Source organism: Corallococcus terminator, from assembly GCF_049194865.1.
In the GTDB taxonomy this organism is placed as follows: Bacteria; Myxococcota; Myxococcia; order Myxococcales; family Myxococcaceae; genus Myxococcus; species Myxococcus terminator_A.
Window position 1 is genome coordinate 1 of sequence record NZ_JBLZWL010000146.1, and the last position, 18,035, is coordinate 18,035.

The 18,035-nt window shown below is 69.2% G+C and carries 15 protein-coding genes and 1 tRNA gene; 9 read left to right on the top strand and 7 right to left on the bottom strand.

Annotation, left to right across the window (positions count from 1 at the left end; all coding sequences use genetic code 11):
• From ACN469_RS43330 to ACN469_RS43350, 5 genes are all read right to left on the bottom strand, one after another.
• Positions 1–1,794 (bottom strand): HD domain-containing phosphohydrolase (locus tag ACN469_RS43330; RefSeq protein WP_498778250.1); only part of this gene is annotated, 1,794 nt, incomplete at its 3' end.
• A gap of 6 nt (positions 1,795–1,800) precedes the next feature.
• Complete coding sequence (locus ACN469_RS43335; RefSeq protein WP_498778252.1) at positions 1,801–3,384, bottom strand: 3'-5' exoribonuclease YhaM family protein; 1,584 nt, start codon at positions 3,382–3,384, stop codon at positions 1,801–1,803.
• Between the two features lie 48 nt (positions 3,385–3,432).
• Positions 3,433–4,572: a class I SAM-dependent rRNA methyltransferase gene (locus ACN469_RS43340; protein WP_498778254.1), complete on the bottom strand. Its 1,140-nt coding sequence runs from the start codon at positions 4,570–4,572 to the stop codon at positions 3,433–3,435.
• A 137-nt stretch (positions 4,573–4,709) separates the two neighbouring features.
• Positions 4,710–5,078: a hypothetical protein gene (locus tag ACN469_RS43345; RefSeq protein ID WP_498778256.1), complete on the bottom strand. Its 369-nt coding sequence runs from the start codon at positions 5,076–5,078 to the stop codon at positions 4,710–4,712.
• Between the two features lie 34 nt (positions 5,079–5,112).
• Positions 5,113–6,708, bottom strand: a complete 1,596-nt coding sequence (locus tag ACN469_RS43350) for an NAD(P)/FAD-dependent oxidoreductase (protein WP_498778258.1) — start codon at positions 6,706–6,708, stop codon at positions 5,113–5,115.
• A 326-nt stretch (positions 6,709–7,034) separates the two neighbouring features.
• On the opposite strand from ACN469_RS43350, the gene ACN469_RS43355 reads away from it, so the two are divergent.
• Positions 7,035–7,241, top strand: coding sequence for a hypothetical protein (locus ACN469_RS43355; protein ID WP_498778260.1), 207 nt, complete (start codon positions 7,035–7,037; stop codon positions 7,239–7,241).
• Positions 7,242–7,349: 108 nt separating this feature from the next.
• Here ACN469_RS43355 and ACN469_RS43360 read toward each other — a convergent pair whose 3' ends face one another.
• Complete coding sequence (locus ACN469_RS43360) at positions 7,350–8,033, bottom strand: diacylglycerol kinase family protein (RefSeq protein WP_498778262.1); 684 nt, start codon at positions 8,031–8,033, stop codon at positions 7,350–7,352.
• Between the two features lie 78 nt (positions 8,034–8,111).
• Between ACN469_RS43360 and ACN469_RS43365 the strand changes: the two genes are divergently transcribed.
• The 6 genes from ACN469_RS43365 (at position 8,112) to ACN469_RS43390 (ending at position 14,817) form a co-directional block, all read left to right on the top strand.
• Positions 8,112–10,982, top strand: a complete 2,871-nt coding sequence (locus ACN469_RS43365) for a golvesin C-terminal-like domain-containing protein (protein WP_498778264.1) — start codon at positions 8,112–8,114, stop codon at positions 10,980–10,982.
• A gap of 99 nt (positions 10,983–11,081) precedes the next feature.
• Entirely contained in the window at positions 11,082–12,092 is a 1,011-nt protein-coding gene (gene gap / locus ACN469_RS43370; protein WP_498778266.1) for a type I glyceraldehyde-3-phosphate dehydrogenase, read from the top strand.
• A gap of 27 nt (positions 12,093–12,119) precedes the next feature.
• Positions 12,120–13,307: a phosphoglycerate kinase gene (locus tag ACN469_RS43375; protein ID WP_498778268.1), complete on the top strand. Its 1,188-nt coding sequence runs from the start codon at positions 12,120–12,122 to the stop codon at positions 13,305–13,307.
• 48 nt (positions 13,308–13,355) lie between these two features.
• Positions 13,356–14,129 carry a triose-phosphate isomerase gene (gene tpiA, locus ACN469_RS43380; RefSeq protein WP_498778270.1) on the top strand — a complete coding sequence of 258 codons (774 nt, stop codon included), beginning with the start codon at positions 13,356–13,358 and terminating at the stop codon, positions 14,127–14,129.
• 93 nt (positions 14,130–14,222) lie between these two features.
• A complete protein-coding gene (secG, locus tag ACN469_RS43385; protein ID WP_498778271.1) occupies positions 14,223–14,648 on the top strand; it encodes a preprotein translocase subunit SecG in 426 nt (141 codons plus the stop codon).
• An 87-nt stretch (positions 14,649–14,735) separates the two neighbouring features.
• Positions 14,736–14,817 (top strand) — tRNA-Leu (locus ACN469_RS43390).
• Positions 14,818–14,870: 53 nt separating this feature from the next.
• On the opposite strand, the gene ACN469_RS43395 is transcribed toward ACN469_RS43390, so the two are convergent.
• Entirely contained in the window at positions 14,871–15,203 is a 333-nt protein-coding gene (locus ACN469_RS43395; RefSeq protein ID WP_498778273.1) for a hypothetical protein, read from the bottom strand.
• A 390-nt stretch (positions 15,204–15,593) separates the two neighbouring features.
• On the opposite strand from ACN469_RS43395, the gene ACN469_RS43400 reads away from it, so the two are divergent.
• Together ACN469_RS43400 and ACN469_RS43405 are read left to right on the top strand one after the other, a co-directional pair.
• Entirely contained in the window at positions 15,594–16,343 is a 750-nt protein-coding gene (locus ACN469_RS43400; protein WP_498778275.1) for a hypothetical protein, read from the top strand.
• A gap of 3 nt (positions 16,344–16,346) precedes the next feature.
• A partial coding sequence (locus tag ACN469_RS43405) for a protein kinase domain-containing protein (protein ID WP_498778276.1) occupies positions 16,347–18,035 on the top strand: 1,689 nt, incomplete at its 3' end.

Sequence of the window (18,035 nt, forward strand, 5' to 3'; positions counted from 1 at the left end):
GACGACGCGGCCTCCCTCCAGGTGCAGTGAGCCCTCCAGCGTGTGCTGTCGCAGCTGGAGCTTGCCGCTCTTCTTCCCGCCGCCCAGCGTGCGCAGCAGCTCACGCGGAGGCAGCTCGTCGAAGCTGCCACGCACCACGCGGCCCGGGCCGTTGTGCAGCACCCGGTCCTCGAGCATCGCGCGCACCGCCTTGGCCACCAGGGACTTGTCTCCCGGGGGCAGCAGCTCCGTCGCGCCGCCCATCATCAGGCGCTCGCGCGTGGCCGCATCCGGCTCGCCCACCACGGCGATGGGAAGGCCCGCCGTCTCCGGCGTGGAGCGCGCCTGCTGGAGCAAATCGAGCACTTCCTGTTGCCCCAGGCGCAGGCTCACCACCAGCACGTCGCAGTCCTGCCGGGCCAGCCCGTCGTGCGCGCCCTCCGGAGTGGACAGCGCGTGCGCCACCAGGCCGTGCTTGAGCACCGCCTCCAGCAGCTCGCCCCGGGCCGTCTCGTCCGGCTCCACGACGAGCACCTGACGCCCCTCGCTCTCCAGCCGATGGCGCAAGAGCTCGCCGCTCTGGAGCTGGATGACGATGTCCGCCACCACGGGGTCATAGAGCACGCCCGAGTTGGTTCTCAGGTGCTCCAGCGCCTGCTCCTTGGTCAGCGCCTTGCCCAGCGCGTTGCCAGGGTTCTTCGTCAGCTCCAGGAAGCTGTCCACCGCGGCGAGGATGCGCGCGCCCAGGGTGATCTCCTCGCCCTTGGCGCCCTGCGGAGTGCCGGAGCCATCCCAGGCCTCGTAGAGCTGCGCGAGGATGGTGTTGACCTGCGTGGGCAGGTGCACCGTCTCGAACAGCTTGGTGGGCGCGCGACAGGCCGTGCGGGCCTGCGCCTTCCACTCCGAGTTGATGGCGTTGCTCGCGAGCGAGAAGTGCCGCTCGGAGGGCTTGCCCAGGTCATGGAGGTACGCGGAGATGGACAGCGCGGCCAGCTCCTTGTGGGGCATGCCCATGCGCTGGCCGACGATGCCCGCCTGTCGCGCGAGCTGCGCGGAGTGTCCCCGGTGGCGCTGGCGGTCCTGCTCCAGCAACCCCACGAGGATGCCCAGCGTCTCCACGTAGTCGATGTCACTGACCAGCCCGCGAGGGCCGCCCGGCTCGCGCCGCTGCGTGGAGGAGGGACGCCCCGCCACCTGCGTGCCACCGGCGCGCTGCAGCCGCATGCGCGCGTCCGTCTCCACCCGGAAGGACAGGCTGCTGCGGTTGCTGGTGGAGGTGCGGTTGTGCTCCGCCGCCCCCGTGCGCGACGTCGACTCCGTCGGATTCGAGTGCGCGCTCGCCGACTCCAACAGCGCGGCGAACGCCGTGGGGTCTCCGTAGTAGTGCTTGCGGATGGCCGCGGCGATGGCGCCGCGCAGGCCCACGTACGCGTAGACCTCCGACATGCCCGTCACCAGGGCAATCTCGTCCATCAGCGCCTTGTTTTGCGGCTCGGCGGCGACCACGGACAACAGCTTCCGGTCCGGGTCCACCGCGAGCGGCAGCACGTTCTGCGCCTCGGCCAGACGCACCGGAAGCCTGTCCAGCACCTCGGTGGGAATCTTGGCCTTGGCCAGCTTGTCCGCGCTCACGAAGCGCGTCTGGAACTCCGCGGCCAGGAAGCGCAGCAACGCCGCTTCCTGGAGGAGCCCCAGCTCCACCAGACAGTCCCCCAGCTTGTGGCCGGTGATCTTCTGGTGCTCCAGGGCCTGCTCCACGGCCCCGGCGTTGACGAGTCCCGCCTCGATGAGGCGCTCACCCAGCTTTTTCGCCATGACGACTCAGCTTTCCGAGGAGCCCTCTCCATTCTTCGATGAGGACTCGGAGGCAGGGGGCAGCGTCGTCAGCGCGCTGAAGGGCTTGAAGGTCAGCTCCTTGGGCAGCCCGCTCGGATCTCTCGGCGGGCGGTCCTCGCGCGGCGGACGGGGCGGACGGTCCTCGCGGGGCGGACGGTCCTCGCGGGGCGGACGGTCCTCACGGGGGGGACGGTCCTCGCGGGGCGGACGCTGCTCGTCCCGGGCGCGCTCCTCGCGGGGCGGGCGCTCCTTGCGCGGAGGACGCTGATGCTCCTCGCGAGGCGGACGCGGCGACTCCTCGCGCGCGATGGCGGGGGCGGTGCCCTCGGACGGAGGAGTGCCCTGGTTCGGGGCCTTCTCACCCCGGGCCTTGCGCTTCTCCTCGCGCGACTTGCGACGGCCACCACCCGCGCCGCCACCCTCCACCGGAGCGCGGCCCCGGGTGGTGGGCGAAGGGCCCTTCCAGAGCTGGCGGTCGTAGTGGCGCAGCACGTCCGTCCACTTATCGTTGGGGTCGCGCTGCATGGCCTCCAGCCAGGAGGAGATGCGCGAGTCCAGCGAGTCCAGCGCGTGGACGATGTGCGCCTCCAGCGTCATCGGCACCTTGGGGCTGCCGTAGTCGAGCTGCCCGTGGTGGGAGATGGCCAGGTGCGTGAGGTGCTGCTCCAGGAGCGGCGGGAAGCCGGGGATGGCCAGCGTCTTCTCGCGGATCTTCTGGGCCGTCATCACCAGGTGACCCACGAGCTTGCCCTCGTCCGTGTAGTCGAAGCCCTTGTCCGGCGAGATTTCGGCCACCTTCATCACGTCGTGCAGCATCGCGCCCGCCAGCAGCAGGTCGCGGTCCGCCATCGGATAGTGGTCCGCCACCCGCAGCGTCAGCCGCATCACCGACAGCAGGTGCTCGGCGAGGCCCCCGCGCCACGCGTGGTGCATGCCCTTGGCCGCCGGAGACACCGGCAACCCCGCGGCCACCTGCGGATCATCCAGGAAGGCGAGGAGGAGCTGCTTCACGTACGGGTCGCTGATGCGCTCGTTGACGATTTCGCGGATGAGGCCCGCGGCGCGCGCGCCACCGCCACCTTCGTGACGGCCCTCGCCCTTGTCCGTCTTCTCGATCTTCTCGGCCTTGTCCGCCTTCTCCGCGCGCGGCTCGGAAGCGGGCTTCGCCTCGGCGGCGGGCTTGGCCTCCTGGGGCGGGGCGGGGGGCGGCTCGAACTCCTTGGGGTCCAGGGGCTCGGGGTCCAGGCGCTCCACGGCCTCCACGACAATCTGGGTGCGGCCGTGGAACTGGATGACGCCGCCCTGGACGAGCACGAAGTCGCCCGACTGGAAGGCAGGCTCGAGCGCGTCCACCTTGTCGAAGACGCGCGCGTCCACCTCGCCGCTCTTGTCGACGAGCGTCATGGCGAGGAACACCTTGCCGCTCCGGGCCGTCACCTTCTCCTTCTTGGTGACACGGAAGACGGTGTTGACGCGGTCCTTCTCTCGCAGGTCGGCCGCGTACACCTTGCGGACGGTCTCGACGGAACCTTCCGGGGTCGCGGTCTCTGGGACGTTTTCGTTGGTCATCGCGGGCGCGGACACTAGCACCCCGGAAGGCGGCGCGGGGGACTCGCGTCAAGTCACTTCGAGTGCCACCGCGTCGAGGTACTCCGCGCCGGGGGAGCCCACGAGCGTGGGGTGGTCTGGCGGCAATCCCGGGCGAGACAGCCGTGTAGCGATGCGCGCCTCCGCTTCGCAGGCGGTGGCCACCAGCTCGTCGAAGCCGCCCTGGGCCAGCGGGGGGTGATAGCCGACCACGAGCAGCCGTCCCCCATGGCGGGTGCGCCTGAGCGCGTACCGGACCTGCTCCACGAACTCCTCCTCGGAGCCCACGCGGGGTGTGTCCAGCAACACCAGGTCGAACGTCTCCCGCACGGCTCGCAGGGCCTGGATTGCGGTGCCCTTCTCCACCATCACCCGCCCGAGCAGGCCGTTGGCCTCCGCGTTCTCCCGCGCCAGGTCCCCCGCGTCCGCGTCCGAGTCGAAGGCGAGGATGTGTCGGGCACCGTGCAGACCCGCGTGGACGAAGAGGCCGCCCACGTTGCAGCTCGCGTCCAGCACGCGGCCGTCCCAGGCCATGCGCCCGACGACACGTCGCAGCTCACGCTGGTCATACGCGTACCCCGTGCCCTGGCCGTAGGTGAGGTCCACCGTGAAGCGGGCCCCCAGCTCCAACAGCCGGCACCAGCGGGGCGGGGTGCCATAGAGGACGTGGGGCCGCTGCGTGGGCAGGCCCAGGACCTGTCGGCGGGCGGAGTCGTTGCGCAGCAGCACGGAGCTGGCGCCCGTCACCTCCACCAGCGCGCGGGTGATCTCCTGATGCCGCGCGTCCATGGAGCGGGTGAGGGTCTGCACGACGAAGTGCGAGTCGTACCGGTCCACGATGAGGCCGGGCAGGCCATCCCCGTCATCGTTGACCACGCGGCAGAAGCGCGGGTCATCCACCAGCCGGCCCCGGCGCTCGAAGGCGTGACGGAGGTGGCGCGGAATCAGGCCCTCCACCGCCTCGTCCTGCAAGCCCAGGCGGCGCACGGCACGCGACGCCTCCAGGTCCACGTCGCCCAGGCCCAGCACCGCGCCGTCCTCGTCCCGGAGCTGCACGGGCTCACCGGGTTGGGGCGTTCCCTCCATGGAGACGATGTCCTCCCGGCGCAGCCAGGGGGCGCCATGCTTCAGGCGACGGGCGGCATCTCGGGACAGAAAGGTGCTGAGCAAGGTGCGTCCTCCCTCTCGCGTGGAGCCACAGGCACGAAAGCCCGTGGCGTGCTTCCAGCGGACAACATGGGCCGTGCGCTTGCCGATGTCGGCCTACGCCTGGCCCCCGCGCTGGAGGGCAGGGGAGGGAGCGAGCCTCAGAGCTGGGGCGGAGGTCGCTTGAACGCCTTGAACGTCACCCGCGTGAGCAGGGAGCTGACGACGAGCGCCAGGACGATGCCGAGGATGCGAAAATGCCAGGAGTCGCGCAGCACCAGCGCCAGGGCCAGCGCGCCCACCAGCACCGCGCCCGCCACCGTCAGCCACTGCCCCCGGGCGGCCATCCCCGACGAGGGATGGCGGGCCTGGGCGAGCACCGGAATGCTGCCAGCCTTGCGCCACACGCTGGTGTCTTCCTCCCGCACCTCGTCCTCCGGGTCCACCAGCCCCTGGGTGTACGCGCGCTCCACGGCACCCATGCTCGGATAGGTCAGCTCTCCGTCCGGAGTGCGCACGACGTAACGCATGGCAGCTCTCCTTTCGTGAGGCACGGCCCTCGCCTCACGACAGCTCGGTGGCAATCTGCTCCGCGATTCGCAGGCCATCAATGGCCGACGAGACGATGCCGCCCGCGTAGCCGCAGCCCTCGCCCGCGGGGTACAGGCCCTTCATGGACACCGACTGGAGAAGTTCGTTCCGGGTGACGCGCACCGGTGACGAGGTGCGGCTCTCGATGCCGATGAGCTTGCCCTCGTCGCTGATGAAGCCGCGCATCTTCCGGTCGAACGTCTTCAGCGCCTGCTTGAGCGACGTGGTGAGCCGCTCCGGGAACAGCCGGTTGAGGTCCACGTGCGCCAGCCCTGGACGGTAGCTGGTGCCGCCCGGGTCCTTCTTCACGCGGCCGGCCAGGTAGTCCGGAATCGTCTGCGCGGGCGCGAAGAAGCGTCCACCACCCAACTCGTACGCCTTCTCCTCCCAGTGCCGCTGGAACTCCAGGCCCGCCAAGGGGCCTCGGAAGCCCTCGCGCTCGAAGTCCGCCACGGAGACGGAGACGACGATGCCGGCGTTGGCGTAGCGCGCGTTGCGGCGCGAGTTGCTCATGCCATTGGTGCACTGGAGCCCGTCCTGGGTGGGCGTGGGCACCACGATTCCGCCCGGGCACATGCAGAACGAGTAGACGCCCCGCACCTCGCCGTCCACGTCCAGGTTCTCCGCCAGCTTGTAGTCGGCGGGGGGCAGCTTCGGGTTCTTCGCGGCGCTGCCGTACTGGATGCCGTTGATGAGCGTCTGGGGGTGCTCGGCGCGGAAGCCCAGCGCGAAGGGCTTGGCCTCCACGAGGACGCGGCCGTCGGCGGCGAAGCGCTCATACAGCTCCCGCGCGGAGTTGCCGGGCGCGAGGATGACGCGGTTGCTCTCCAGCGTGCGTCCGTCGGCCAGCTTCACGCCAGCCACGGTGCCGTCGCGGTAGAGGAGGTCGTCCACGCGCTGCTCGAAGTGCACCTGGCAGCCGCCCGCGATGAGCTCCTCGCGCAGCTTCGCCACCGCGCCGGGCAGGAGGTCCGAGCCGATGTGCGGCTTGCCCTCGATGAGGATGTGGTCCGGCGCGCCGTAGCGGGCGAAGGCCTCGATGACCTTGCGCACCATGGGGTGGTTGATGCGCGTGGACAGCTTGCCGTCCGTGTACGCGCCCGCGCCGCCTTCCCCGAAGTTCATGTTGCTCTCGGGGTCCAGCGTGCCGTCGCGCATCAGCTTCGCCACGTCCTTGCGGCGGGCCACGACTTCACGGCCGCGCTCAATCAGGATGCTGCGCACGCCGCGCTCCAAGAGCCCCAGGGCGCAGAACAGCCCCGCGGGGCCGGTGCCGATGATGATGGGCCACTGGTCCGGCGCCTTCACGGGGGGCAGGACTTCCGGTGGCGGAGGGGCTTCGCCCACGTCTGGAGGGATGTGGGCGGGCTTGCGACCCGGGGCCATCTCCACTTCCAGCGTGTAGATGTAGCGGGGGCTGCCCTTCTTGCGGGCATCCAGCACGGAGCGCACCACCCGCACGGAGGCGAGGTCGGAGCGGGTGACGCCCAGCTTCTCCGCGGCCCGCTGACCGAGCAGCTCCTCCGGCTCGTCCAGCCACAGCCCGATGTTGTTCACCCGATACGCCATTGCCGTTCGCTCCTGGTGGGGGCGCGTATCTGCTTCACCCTGGTGAAAGATTGCAAGCACTTGAAACCACTTGAGGGTCGCGTCCTCATCCGGGTGCGTATCCCGTGATGCACCCCGCCATCCACTTCCCCCGGGGGGGCCCCAGGGTGCGTAGGCTCCTTCGCACCCCTGGCGAGGCCATGCCGGGCCTCATTTCCCTTCAACCCCCTGGAACTGCTGGGGAATCCTTTTGGAAGAGATCAACTGGCACGGGGGTTGAAGAACAGGGCTCGCGTGATTACTCGGCGGCCCCCCTCAATTCGCCGCCCCATTTGGAGGCATTCACTGTGAGCACCGATCAAAAGGGCACCCGGATCCTGGCGCGCACCTTCTTCAACCAGCTTCGCGCGAGCGGCTACACCCCGCACCAGGTCATCGGCATCGCCACGGAGTTGCTTGATCTGGTGACGTCGGACCTGAAGGAAGGCGACAAGAGCGTCGCCGTGCCGGCCACCCCGGAGCAGCAGGGTTCCGAGTGGCGCCAGCGCGCCTGATGGTGCGAGACTTCTTCGCATCGACCCTCGGCGGGTGAGCGGGCTCCGGACTGGTATTCGGGGCTCCCGCCCACGAGGTGGCAGGTGGACCGGCGCGAGCCGGTTTTTTTATGTCCGCTTGATTGAGGAATCGCCCGGTGGCTGCCCTGCGGAGCGCGCTTCGCGTCGGCGGGTGTAGGCCGCGGAGCCGGCGACGAAGAGCAGCCCCGCGGTCATCGCGCTGAACACCATGCTGGCCGAGCGGGTCGCCAGGACCGCCAGCAGCACGCCGCCGCCGAGGAAGGCGAGCAGATCCACCCAGAGTGGGCGGCGCTGGGGGAGCACGAGCACGAGGACACAGGCCGTCAGGGGCACGCCGAAGGCCACCTGTCGGATGATGGCGTCCGTGCTGGTGCGCACCGTCTCCCAGTTGTGCACGAGGATGGCGGCGAAGATGACCACCGTGCCCAGCGCGAGCACCAGCACGCCCGCGGCGGCGGCATCCTTGGTGAGCCGGGCCTTCTCGTCGAACTGCTGCACGGCCAGGTCGACCAGGTGCTCCAGCGCGCTGTTGAGAATCTCCGCGAAGAAGATGAGCAGCACGCAGAAGATGAGCGTCACCTTCTCCGCGAGTCCCAGCGGGATTCCACTGCCCACCAGCCCCACCAGCATGGCGGAGGTGAGGTGCACGCGCATGTTGCGCTGGTGGACGACGGTGTGGATGAGGCCCGCCCATGCGTGGCCGAACGAGGCGAAGAGCCCCGAGCCGCGACGAGGAGGGAAGTGGGGAGGTGGCCGGGCAGGTACAGTCATCGGAACCTGAAGGGGCGGGCAGGCTAGCACCCACGGGTTCGATTGCCGTGGAGATGTGAATAGGTAAGGTCACTCGCCATGAGCACCAACTTCTTCCGGGCGCGTCAAAGTGGCGTGCTGCTGGCCCTCCTGTTGTCGTCGTCACTCGCGGGGGCCCAGGCCCCTGACGCCCTTCACGAAGAAGAAGCAGGGGCCTGTGGGCTGGAGCCCCCCGGGGTGGTGTACCTCCCCGCGCCGGCCCCGCGCGCGCACGAGACGCGGAAGCTGAGCGCCACCGCGGCCCCCGTCGTCCGGAGGGAGGCCCGTGACGGGATGGCGGGCAAGGCGCTCGCGGGGGTGCCCCAGACGCGGACCCGGACGGGCGCATTGTCCGGGAAGGTCATCTATCTGAGCCCCGGCCATGGCTTCTACCGGGCCGCACCCCTGGCCCGCTGGGCCACGCAGCGCCCCAACACGTGGGCGGTGGTGGAGGACCTCATCTCCGCCGAGGTCGTGAATCAGTACCTGCTGCCCATGTTGATGGGCGCGGGCGCCACGGTGGTGCCGGTGCGCGAGCCGGACCTCAACCCGCGCATGGTCATCGTCGACGAGGGCGGTGCGGGTTACTCCGAGGCGGGGGACACGGGCCTGTTCCGGGCCACGACGCAGAAGGGCTGGGGCACGCCTCCGACGCCCATGGGCAACGCGGTGGAGCCCTTCACGCTGGGGGCGACGCGGGAGCTCGTCACCACGAGCGCCGCCACGGCCACGGCGACGGCCACCTGGGCGCCGGTGGTGCCGGCGGACGGCCACTACAACGTCTATGTCTCCTATGGAGCGGACCCCGCGCGGACGACGAACGCGCACTACGTCGTGCGCCACTCGGGAGGGGAGAGCCACTTCCGCGTCAACCAGCGCCGCCATGGCGGGACGTGGGTGCTGCTGGGCCGCTTCTACTTCAAGGCGGGCGCGGGGCCGGAGGCGGCCTCGGTGGTGCTGATGAACGACGCGGAGGAGGGGAGCACTGTGTCGGTGGATGCGGTGCGCTTCGGCGGTGGCAGTGGCGTCATCGGCGATGCGCAGATGGCCGCGCTGCCTCGGCCCCGCTACGAGGAGGCCGCGCGCTACCACGTGCAATTCAGTGGCGCCCCGGCGTCGGTGTACGCGCCCACCGGAGCCAACGCGCTGGCCAACGAGCGCAACGCGGACGTGACGGCGCGAGCGCGCTTCGCGGCGTGGCTGCACGAGGAGGGCGAGGACGCGGTGTACGTGGCCTGGCACACCAACGCGTCCACGACGGGAAACGTGCTGGGCACCGAGGCCTACGTCTATGGCCCGAACCCGGTGGACGGCACGCTCAACTTCACGGGCGTCCCCGGCAGTGACGTGCTCGCGCGGGCGCTGCTGGACGAACTGGGGCGCGACATCCGCCGCGAGGTGGACTCGACGTGGCGCGTGCGCAACCTGCGCTCCGCGAACCTGGGCGAGGTGAACCCCACTCACAACCCGGAGATGCCGTCCGTGCTGCTGGAGATTGCGTACCACGACGCCGTCGCCGACTCGAACCGCCTCAAGGAGCCTGCCTTCCGCCGCGTCGCCGCGCGCGCCATCCTCCAGGGCCTCATCAAGTACTACGCCACCCGCGACGGCGTGGCGGTGCAGCTCCCTCCCGAGCCGCCCTCCGCGGTGGTTGTGCGCAACGCCTCGGTGGGCACGGTGGAGGTCCGCTGGGCTGTGCCGGCGGCGAACCCGGACGAGGAGGGTCATGACGCCCCCACCGCATACCGCGTCTACCAGAGCGCGGATGGCCAGGGCTGGGATGACGGCACCGAGGTGACCGGGACGACCTTCTCCCTTCCGCTGGCGACGGGCACGGTGCGCTACTTCCGCGTCGCGGCGGTGAGCGCGGGCGGCGAGGGCTTCCCGTCCGCCATCGTCGGCGTTCGCTCGGGCGAGGCGCCGCCAGCGCTGGTCGTCAACGCGTTCGAGCGGCTGGACTCGGCGCTGGCCTGTGGCGAGGCGCTGGACGTCTATGACTTGCAGGCCCCGCTGCGCGTGTTGCTGGAGGCGATGAACGACGGCACCTACGTGCGTCGCCACGGCGATGCGATGAGCCAGTCCGGGCTCGCCTTCGACAGCGCGACGAGCGGCGCGGTGGCCGCGGGCCTGGTGTCCGTGGGGGCGGGGTACCGGGTGGTGGACTGGTTCACCGGTCGGGGTGGCGCGGACGGAGACCGGCCCACGCGGGCGGAGCAGGACGCGCTGCGCGCCTTCGTGACGGGAGGCGGCCACCTCTTGTTGTCCGGTGGTCAGTTGACCTCCGCGCTGTCGGTGGGGGACGCGGACGACAAGGCGTTCCTCACGGACATCCTCCGGGCCGCTCCGGGCACGGGCACTCCGCCGCTGAGCGTGGAAGGTGTGCCGGGAGACTTCCTCTCGGAGCTCACGGGGCTGACCTTGGACGATGGCACCCGGGGGGCCTACCCGGTGGGAATGACGGACGTGCTCACCCCGGCGTCGGGGGGCTCGGCGGTGCTGCGCTACGCGGGGACGAACCTGTCAGCCGGCGTGTTCTCCATGCCGGGGGGGCAGGTGCTCCTCCTGGGCGTTCCCTTCGAGTCGGTGGTGGACCGGGCGGCTCGGGCGCGGCTCCTGTCCGCGTTCCTGGTGCGCGCGGGCTTCCCCGCGCCGGCCACGCCGCCCGTCGGGGACTCCGGCGATGCGGGCCCTGGCCTGCTGACGGGATGCGTGGCGCCGCGAGGGGTGAACCCGCATCCTCCGGAGGAGCCCGAGCCCCCGGAGCCCCCGGCCCCCATCGTCCTGGACGTGCTGCCGCAGTTCTATCCGCTCGGTGACTCCGGCTGCGGCTGTGGGGCTGGCGCGGGAACGAGCACCGGACTCTGGCTGTTGCTCGGGGTGATTGTTCAGCTTCGGCGCGCGCGTCGTCGCGCGAGCGACGTGAAGCGTTGACTCGGCGGGGCCACGTGCCTACGGTCGGCGGCCCTGATTTTCTGACGTGATGACCCGTGGGCGCCGCCTGGCGCTCACTGCTCCCAAGGAGACACGAACATGGCCACTCGCATCGCCATCAACGGCTTCGGTCGCATCGGTCGCTGCATCCTGCGCGCCGCCCTCAGCCGCAAGGAAGACCTCGAGATCGTCGCCATCAACGACCTCGACAAGCCGGCCGCGCTGGCGCACCTGTTCAAGTACGACTCCGTGCACCGCACCTGGCCGGGCGACGTGAAGGCGACGGACAAGGGCATCGTGGTGGACGGCAAGGAGATCACCGTCACCGCGGAGAAGGACCCCACGGCGCTGCCGTGGAAGAGCATGAACGTGGACGTGGTGCTGGAGTGCACCGGCCGCTTCACGGGCCGAGAGGGCGCGGAGAAGCACCTGAAGGCGGGCGCCAAGAAGGTCCTCATCTCCGCGCCGGCCAAGGGCCCGGACCTGACCATCGCCTACGGCATCAACCACACCGAGTACGACGCGTCCAAGCACCACATCATCTCGAACGCCTCGTGCACCACCAACTGCCTGGCGCCCGTCGCCAAGGTGCTGCTGGACGGCTTCGGCATCGAGAAGGGCTTGATGACGACCATCCACAGCTACACCAACGACCAGCGCATCCTGGACCTCACCCACGATGACATGCGTCGCGCCCGCGCCGCCGCGCTGTCCATGATTCCCACCAGCACTGGCGCCGCGAAGGCCATCGGCGAGGTGCTGCCGCAGCTCAAGGGCAAGATGCACGGCATGTCGGTGCGCGTGCCCACCCCGAACGTGTCGCTGGTGGACCTGACGGTGAACACCACGAAGAAGGCGACCGCCGAGGAGATCATCGAGGCGTTCCGCAAGGCCGCCGCTGGTTCGCTCAAGGGCATCCTGGAGTTCAGCGACGAGCAGACGGTGTCGGTGGACTACAACGGCAACCCGCACTCGGCCATCTTCGACTCCACCAACTGCTTCGTGATGGGCGACAACCTGGTCAAGGTCATGGCCTGGTACGACAACGAGTGGGGCTTCTCCAACCGCATGGTGGACACGGCGAAGTTCCTCGTGTCCAAGGGCGTCTAGTCCCCGTCAGGGGCGAGGGGAGAGCCAATGATTCGCTACATCGACCAACTGCAGCTCACCGGCAAGCGCACCTTCATCCGCGTGGACTTCAACGTCCCGCTGGAGGGGCGGCGCGTGACGGACGACACCCGCATCAAGGAGGCGCTGCCGACCATCCGGCTGGCGCTGGACCTCGGCGGGAAGGTCATCCTGGCCTCCCACCTGGGCCGCCCCAAGGGCCCGGACCCCAAGCTGTCGCTCGAGCCGGTCGCCGCGCGACTGGCCGAGCTGCTCGGCCCCAAGCACGAGGTCATCCTCACGGATGACTGCATCGGGGACGGCGTGAAGAAGCAGGTGAAGGACCTGAAGGAAGGCCAGGTCATCGTCCTGGAGAACCTCCGCTTCCATAAGGAGGAGGAGGCCAACGACGAGTCCTTCGCGCGCGAGCTGGCGGCGCTGGCCGACGTCTACATCAACGACGCCTTCGGCACCGCGCACCGCGCTCATGCCTCCACAGCGGGCATGGTGCCCTTCGTGAAGGAGAAGGCGGCGGGGCTCCTGATGAAGAAGGAGATCGAGTACCTGGGCGGCGTGCTGAAGAACCCGGAGAAGCCCTTCGTGGCCATCCTCGGGGGCTCCAAGGTCACCGACAAGATCAAGGTCATCGAGAACCTGCTGCCCAAGGTGGACGCGCTGCTCATCGGCGGCGCCATGGCCTACACCTTCCTCAAGGCGCAGGGCGTGGAGGTCGGCAAGTCCCGCGTCGAGGGGGACAAGCTGTCCCTGGCCACGCGCCTCCTGGAGGCGGCGGCTCGGCTCAAGACGCCCATCGTCCTGCCGGTGGACCACATCGTCGGCACGGAGCTGACGGACAAGAGCGTCGCGAAGGAGACCGCGGACAACGTGGTTCCCGCGGACATGATCGGCCTGGATATCGGACCGAAGACGCGGGCCATCTTCACCCAGCACATCCGCGACGCGCGCACGGTCATCTGGAACGGCCCCATGGGCCTGTTCGAGGTGGCGAAGTTCGCCGAGGGGACCCGCTCGGTGGCCACGGCCATGGCGAACAACAAGCAGGCCGTCACCGTCATCGGCGGCGGCGACAGCGCGGCGGCCGTGGCACAGATGGGCCTGGCGGCTCAGCTCAGCCATGTGTCCACTGGCGGAGGCGCCTCTCTGGAGTTCCTGGAAGGTCAGGAGCTGCCGGGCATCAAGGCGCTGGAAACGCGGTAGTCTCTCGCGCCGCGAAGCAACACCACCACACCTCTGGGGGAGGCATTCATGGCTGTCTCGGCTCGTCGTCGGAAGATCGTCGCCGGCAACTGGAAGATGAACAAGACGGTGCCGGAGGCGCTGGCACTGGTGCGTGAGCTGCGGGGGACCGTGGCTTCCGTCGGAGATGTGGTGGAGGTGGTGGTGGCGCCGACGTTCCTGGCGCTGCAGCCGCTGCACGTCGCCCTGGAAGGGGCGCCGCTGCAGCTGGCCGCGCAGAACTGCCACTGGGAGGCGTCCGGTGCCTTCACCGGTGAGGTGTCCGCGCCGATGCTGGCCGAGCTGGGGTGCGCCTACGTCATCGTGGGGCACTCGGAGCGCCGGCAGCTCTTCGGGGAGACGGACGAGTCGGTGAACAAGAAGGCCCGGGCGGTCGTGGCGGCCGGGATGAAGCCCATCCTCTGCGTGGGCGAGACGCTGGCCGAGCGCGAGGCGAACCAGACGCTGGACGTGGTGGAGCGGCAGATCCGGGGCGGGCTGGCGGGCTTCGAGGCGAAGGACGTGGCGAGCTTCGTCCTGGCGTACGAGCCGGTGTGGGCGATTGGGACGGGGCGCAACGCGACGTCGGCGCAGGCGCAGGAGGTCCACGCCGCGATCCGCGGGCTCGTCGGTCGGCTGTATGATGGGGAGACGGCCGGGCGGGTGCGGATCCAGTACGGCGGGAGCGTCAAGCCGGACAACGCCGCGGAATTGCTGGGTCAGCCGGACATCGATGGGGCGCTCGTCGGTGGGGCGAGCCTCAAGGCGGGCGATTTCGCGGCCATCATCAAGGCGGCCACCTAGAGTAGGTTCACTGGCGGGCGGAAGAAGTTGTCACCCATTCGGCAGTTTGTGTAGGGTGCGCCTCCTTTTCACGGAACGTTCGAAAGACCTCTCATGCTGACCTTCGTCACGATCGTGCACGTCCTCGTTTGCGTGTTCATGATCTTCGTCATCCTGCTGCAGCCGGGTAAGGACGCTGGCATGGGCTCGGCCCTCGGCGGCGGCGCGGCCACGAGCGCCTTTGGTGGCCGTGGTGCCGTGACGTTCCTGAGCAAGCTCACGGGCGTCTGCGCCGCGATGTTCTTCTTCACCTCGCTCGGCCTGTCCTTCGTGGGGCTTCGCTCCTCGGTGGCGGCGGGTGGCTCGGTGGCCGCTCCTCCTCCGGCGGCTTCGGCTCCCGCGACTCCGGGCGCGGCGGCTCCGGCGGGTGAGCAGTCGGCCCCTGGTGCGCTCGAGCAGCCCCGTGGTGAGGCTCCTGCGGCTCCGGCGGAGGGCCAGTCGGCTCCTGCTCAGCCGGCGGCGCCGACTCCGGCTCCGTAAGAGCCCGTCGAATAAATCTGGAGCACGCAGCGGTTAGAAACACGTTGCGTGATCCGGTGCGGTCCTGTAGATGGTCCGCGCAGAAACGCCCAGGTGGTGGAACTGGTAGACACACCATCTTGAGGGGGTGGCGCCGAAAGGTGTGCGGGTTCGAATCCCGCCCTGGGCACTCCGATAGAAGCCTCCGAGTCGAAAGACTCGGGGGCTTTTGTCGTTTCGGGCCTACTTCCTCCTCAGTGCACTTAGGCCCGTCTTGGGCGACGTCGTCAGCAGGGCCAAGTCCTGAGGCGCAGCGGCTTCAATGACCCGTTCCACCTTCTCGAACGCGAGGAAGTCGTAGTCGGGCTTCTTCGTCTTGAAGAGCTTCACGTCCGGGGCATGGGCCAGAACGCTTTGCTCCTGCGCGAGGTTGAGGAATGTGACGGGGTCGGGGCGCCGGTCAATCGTTCCGAGCATGCGTGGATAATGGATGAGGGGACCGAACTGCTGGCTCACAGTGAAACGCTCGCCGAGCGGGTGAGGGGCACGGCGCGGCAGCTGGCTTCGCTCTTCCACGACCACCTTGCTGCGGTGCTACTCGGGCACGTCTCCCGGCGGCTCGACTTGGCGCACGGCGTTGCACCCCGCCGCGACCCGAGGGCTCGATCCTTCGGTCTCATCGACTTTCCTTGGGTCTTCTTGACAAGGCCCGATCCGGATACCGTGCTCAAGTGCACAATGGTCCCGATTGGCCCGGAGCAAAGGGAATGACAACAGAACCTTGGGTCTCGGTCGAAGACGCCTCCAAGCACCTCGGGGTTGCGAAGGACTCGGTGTACCGCTGGATCGAGTCGCGGATGCTCCTGGTCACCGAACTGGTCGCCTCTGGAAGTTCATGCTCTCCGAGGTCGATGAGTGGGTCCGCGCTGAAGGCGCCGCCGAGGACCCGACATGGGGAGATTGTTAATGCCGTCCCTTGATGTGTCCACGCTGAGCGACGCTCAGCGCTCCACCGGAATCTGGGCGGCATCGCTGCTCCACGCCCTCGCGCGCGACGAAGCTGCGGGCCGACGTCGGCCGCGGCTCACCGAGCCGAAGCTCGACACTTGGTCCCGCTTCCGTGGGCGCCTGTCGAGCGTCGACCTCGTCTCGCTGCTTTTCGAGGACGCCGCCGTCCTCCATCGCGTGCCCTTCGATTCCGAGGCCATGGGTGGCGTACTGCGCCCCGATCGCCTGCCGGAGACGATCACCGACGACTGGCTCCAGGCCATCGAGTCCCTGCCGCTGAACACGGCTGGCGCTGACTACATCCTCGAGCAGGCGCGCCTGCTCGGCCTGCCGATGCGCATAGCCCGCTCGGACCTGCACGTCATGAAGTCGCACCAGAAGGTCCTCGAACTGCCGGGCACCGGCGGCCAACTCGCGCACCACCTCGTGAGCAGCCAGAAGGACCTCACTCTTCAGGACAACTTCTCCGTAGCATGTGGCTCCTGGCAAGAGCTGACGCTCGCGGGCATCGTCGCGCTCGAACTCGGCGCACCGCACTCCGACTTCGCTACGCGCGCCGACGCGGCCGACCTCAAGAATCTGGAGCATCCTCTCCGTCAACGCTCCTTCGACTTCGTCGTCGGTCTCCACCCCGACAAGGGCGGGCTCTTCCGTGTCGAGGACCAGCTCGCTATCTGGTTCCCGACCGCGAAGGTCCTGTTGGTGTGAAAGATGGCGGCCAAGTTCATCCAGATCGGTGAGCCCGCGCACGATGCCGAACGGCAGGCGCTCCGCTTCCTCGTCGATGGGTTGCCAGAGAGCTTCACCGTCTACGGCAACGCATGGCTCGTGGAGCGCACCGGCGTCGTCTATGAACTTGACGCCGTCGTCGTCGCGACGCACGCAGTCTTCGTCGTCGAGATCAAGTCGTACCGAGGCCGCATCGAGGGCACCGACAACGACTGGTGGCTGCCCGAGAAGATCAGAAGCCCCCTCAAGCTGAATCGCATCACGTCCCAGGTGCTCAAGTCGCACCTGAAGAACGCGAGCTACCAGGCTGGCCAGGTGTGGACCGAAGGCCTCGTGTTCCTCTCGGCCACGACTGACGTCGGCGTGCGCGGCCCGGCGAGCAACGACCGTGTCCACACGCGCAAGACCATCCTCGCCGCGCTCCAGGATCCCGAGCTCATCAAGCGCATGAGCGGCGGGCGCGCGCTCCTGGCGTCGTCGAACGCCGAGCGAGAACTGCTCGAACTGTTCACGGGCGCGCAGAGCGGGCCGCGCCCGGTGCGCCGCGTTCGCGAGTACGAGGTCGTCGAGACCTTCGATCACCACGACACCTTCACGGAGTTGCTCGGGAAGAACACGTTGTCGGGCGCCGAGCGCGTGCTGCGCATCTACAGCGTCCCGCCGCTCGCTACGCAGACGCAGCGTGACCGCATCGCCGAGCGAGCGCGCTGGGAAGCGCAGGTCCTCGGCCGCCTCGGTCGCAGTGAGGGTGTCCTCGCCGCCGACCCGCCCTTTTCTGACGAGGCAGGCATCGTGCTGCCGCTCGAGCACTTCAAGGGCATCACGCTCAACACCTGGGTCGAGCGCTACGGGCCCGACGCGCGCGGCAAAGAGAAGGTTGATCTCCGCCTCCGCACGGACCTCTGGATCCGCATCGCCCAGACCATCGACGAGGTGCACCATCAGGGCGTGGTCCATCGCCTGCTTCGGCCCGACGTCGTCCTCGTCGAGGACAAGCAAGAGCCGACAGAGGTGCGCGTCACCGGCTTCGACCTCGCGAAGCAGATGACGAGCGACGCCACCATCTCGCTCACCACCATCCACGACGACCGGCTCGTATACGCGGCGCCCGAGGTCGTGACCGCCTTCTCCAGCGCAGAGCCCGCGTCGGACCAGTTCAGCCTTGGTGCGATGCTGGCGCTCGTCCTCACCGGCAAGCCGCTCTTCGAGAACACCCGCCAGTTGATGGCGCAGCGCCGGCTCATGCGCCGCGTGCGCGACATCTCGCAGCGTCTGCCCCTCAGCCTCGACGAGGCTGTCGCCAAGATGGTCGAACTGCGCGCCACCGACCGCTACGCCACACTTGCTGAGGCCATCGAGGCCGTGCGCGTCGGGCGCGATCCGTCGCCCCGTGGTCAGGCGCTCATCCCGAACGTCGGGCGTGCGCCGCTCGATGCCGACAACCTCCAGGCGGGTCAGCGCATCGGCTCCGACTACGAGATCGTCACGCGCCTCGGCCAGGGAGGCATGGCTGTCGTATACGCCGCGCGCCACCTGGTCAGCGGGCGCACCCGCGCCCTGAAGATCGCGCGCTCGGAGGGCGCCGCGGAAGAGGCCCTACGCGGCGAGTACTCCGTGCTCACCGGACTCGATCACCCGAACATCGTGCGGGTCATCGATCTGACCAAGATG